2 protein-coding genes and 1 pseudogene are annotated in these 2,953 nt (G+C 65.3%); 1 reads left to right on the forward strand and 2 read right to left on the reverse strand.

Going from position 1 to position 2,953, the window contains the following annotated elements:
- Positions 1–626 (forward strand): transposase family protein (locus AB0B50_RS44600; RefSeq protein WP_362343847.1); only part of this gene is annotated, 626 nt, incomplete at its 5' end.
- A gap of 434 nt (positions 627–1,060) precedes the next feature.
- On the opposite strand, the gene AB0B50_RS44605 is transcribed toward AB0B50_RS44600, so the two are convergent.
- Positions 1,061–2,458 carry a hypothetical protein gene (locus AB0B50_RS44605; protein WP_362343850.1) on the reverse strand — a complete coding sequence of 466 codons (1,398 nt, stop codon included), beginning with the start codon at positions 2,456–2,458 and terminating at the stop codon, positions 1,061–1,063.
- A gap of 217 nt (positions 2,459–2,675) precedes the next feature.
- Positions 2,676–2,953, reverse strand: a pseudogene (locus tag AB0B50_RS44610) (hypothetical protein); the annotation flags it as partial.

A 2,953-nucleotide genomic window follows, 5' to 3' on the forward strand; every position in this document is an offset into this window, starting at 1 on the left:
ACGGGAACGGAATACACCGCACCACCGTCACACGCTGGGTCCGCGAAGTCGTCCATCTGCTGGCCGCCCGCGCCCCGCGCCTGGACCGGGCGTTGAAGAAGATCGCCCGAAAGGGCGGCGGCATCGTCCTGCTGGACGGCTCCCTCATCCGCACCCGGCGGCGCACCGGAAGCGAGAACCGGAAGAACTACTCGGGCAAGAGCAAGTGCCATGGCCTGCTCGTCATCGCCCTCACCGACGAGAACGGCCGACTGCTCTGGGTCTCCGCGGCACGGCCCGGACGCACGTCGGAGATCACCGCCTGCCGCCACGACAAACTCACCACCCGCCTGCGGGCAGCCGGACTCGGCGCCATCGCCGACCTCGGGTTTACCGGCCTCGACGACAGCGATCCGGACACCGACCCGGCGGTGATCACAGGCTACAAGGCCACCCGGAACCACCCCCTGACACGTGGTCAGAAGCTGTCCAACACCGCGCTCGCCGCAGTACGGGCGCCCGTCGAGCACGGCTTCGCCCACCTGAAGAACTGGAGGGTGCTCGGCAAGGTCCGCACCGCCCCGAAGTGGGCGGCTGCCCTGGTCAGGGTCCTGCTGGTCCTGACGAACCGCGAGGTCTCCCGCTGACCGACGATCTTCACCGAAGTCATCCGTCCATGACCAGGGCGAGTACCCGAAACCCCACGCACACCAGAGCCAACACCAGCAACTTCACGATGCACACCGCTCACTGGGCCATGGCCCCACCTGCTCATACCGGTTCGGGTCGCTGGGCACCGCTCACCACTGCCTCGGGCCTCGCTTGACCAGCCGGTAGCGGGGGCCATTCCAGAGCGGGTCTCGGGGTAGCGCCAGCCACTTGCACCTCGCGGTACCGCTTCTCGCGCGGCCCCTTCCCGGTCATGGGGTCGGTGTAGCTCAAGTGGATCTCATCGGCCTTCACACGCCAGTCCCTTCGGTCCCTCGATGCTGGGCATGATGCCGGGCGGCACCGACACCGCCCGGCTACGAGATCAGCCTCGATCCACCGCGTGATCTCTGATTACGCGGTGGATCGAGGCTCAGCGCCAGACGTGCACGTAGTCGGCGGAATAGCCGATCTCACCTTTGTCCTTGGGCTGGGGCTGTCGGCCGTAGCAGTTGCCGCTTACGGACAGGTTCAGGATCAGGTACGCCTTCCAGCCCTCGGGCACGCCTTCCTTGTCGGAGAAGACCTTGACGTCGTTGACGTACCAGTCGACCGAATCCCTGCCGTAGTACGTACCGATCTTCACCCACTTGCCCGGGGCGATGTCCCGAGTGTCGGTGTAGTGAGCCGTCGGGTTGGGCTTCCGTACGCGGTTGGTGAGCTCCAGCAGGTGCGGGTTGCCCATGCCCGGGTCCGGGCCGGGGTGGTACTCGAAGGAGTCGACCTCACCTTTGTCGCCTTCCCATTTCCCGGGATCCTCGGGGAGCTTTTCCGGATTGCGGGCACCCCACGTCCACAGAGCTGGCCAGGCACCTGTCGGCCAGGAATCTTTCTGGGTGGGCAGCTCGACGTGGGTCTCCACATAGTCGCCAGGCTGGACCGTGAAGCCGCCTCTGAACTTGGGATCCCGGGAATCCTGGGTCGTCAGCAGCCCGGTATTCCAGCTCTTAGTTACGTTCTCCTTGTTGTCCGGGTTGCCCTTGTCCAGCTTCTTTTCCGGGTTCTTTTCCGGGTTCTTGTCCTTGCCGCAGCTCTCGGGCAGAGGGTCACCCGTATTCGGGTCCTTCACCGGCGGCAGAGATGGGCCGTCCGGTTTGGCGGTGAACCTCGCCTGCCCGTTCGCTACCGTCACCCGGCCAGGAGTGATCCGGTCCAGCTTGTTGTCCTTCGGGTTGATGGTGCCGAACTTGTCGTTCGGCCCCAGCAGCTTGTCGTTCCATTCGTAGGCACCGCTCTTGGTGTTGTTCCACCTTTTCTGGCTGGCCTCCGGGTCTCTGAAATCCTCGTCAAAGACGTGCTCGCGGCCAGTCGTGAAGTCCGGCTTGGGGGTTACGGTCACGGGGACCTCTTTGGTGAGGCTGTGCCACTCTGCTTTCCCGTACTTGTCGCGGGTCAGGTAGTAGCCGTAGTACGTCGCTCCCGGCGGAAGCGTTTTGGGCTCGGTGGTGAAGACCTTGTGGGCGCCGGAGCAGATTTCTGTCTTCTCGTTGATTGAGGGGGAGTAGTCCGACCCCTGTCCGCCAGGGCGCACCGCCACCCCCACCTGCCACACATCGAGGCAGTTCTGCCCCCCGTCCTTCTTCCTGGGGACGTACACGCTCAGGGTCGCCCGGATGCCGGGGGAGCGGTCGTCCTTGTGGGCGGTGAGACTGTCCGATTTCAAAGTCGCAGGCGGGTCCTGCGCTCCGGCGCTGGCCGGTGCTGCGGGCGCTACGGCGAGCGCGAGGAAGAAGGCCAGGAAAAGCGTGGCCGGACGATGGGGGACGGACACCGAGATTCACCGCCTGTCAGGGGACGACTGTTTGCCCTCCCACAGTGGACAGACCGTCGCACCTCCACCACTTAGCGGGCCCATTCGGTGAAAGTGCCTGATGAACATCGACGGCACCCCGGCACACGCCGACAGCCACCCCGCCACCACCTGCAAACTGCTGGTACCGCAACAAACCGAGCATCGCAACGTAGATCGAAGGTTGAGACACCGGCACTCACACGGCTGGCACCGTATGCAGCCGACGCCCGACATCCCTGAGCGTCGCACCCGGTTTCCCGTCCTCCAACGCTGCGAGGACCTGGCCCGCGTAGTCCGCCGCCGCGTGCGTATAGATCCACGTGACCTTGCCACCCCGCTCGTGCCCGAGGATCTCCTGAGTGATGGCTTCCGGAACGCCGAGCGCGTGCAGCCTGGACGCGTAGGCGTCACGGGTGTCGGAGAAGACGGGCCACCACCAGCGTGTGACGGTGGTGCGGTGTATTCCGTTCCCGC

It is taken from the genome of Streptomyces sp. NPDC041068, assembly GCF_040647455.1.
Classification (GTDB): Bacteria; Actinomycetota; Actinomycetes; order Streptomycetales; family Streptomycetaceae; genus Streptomyces.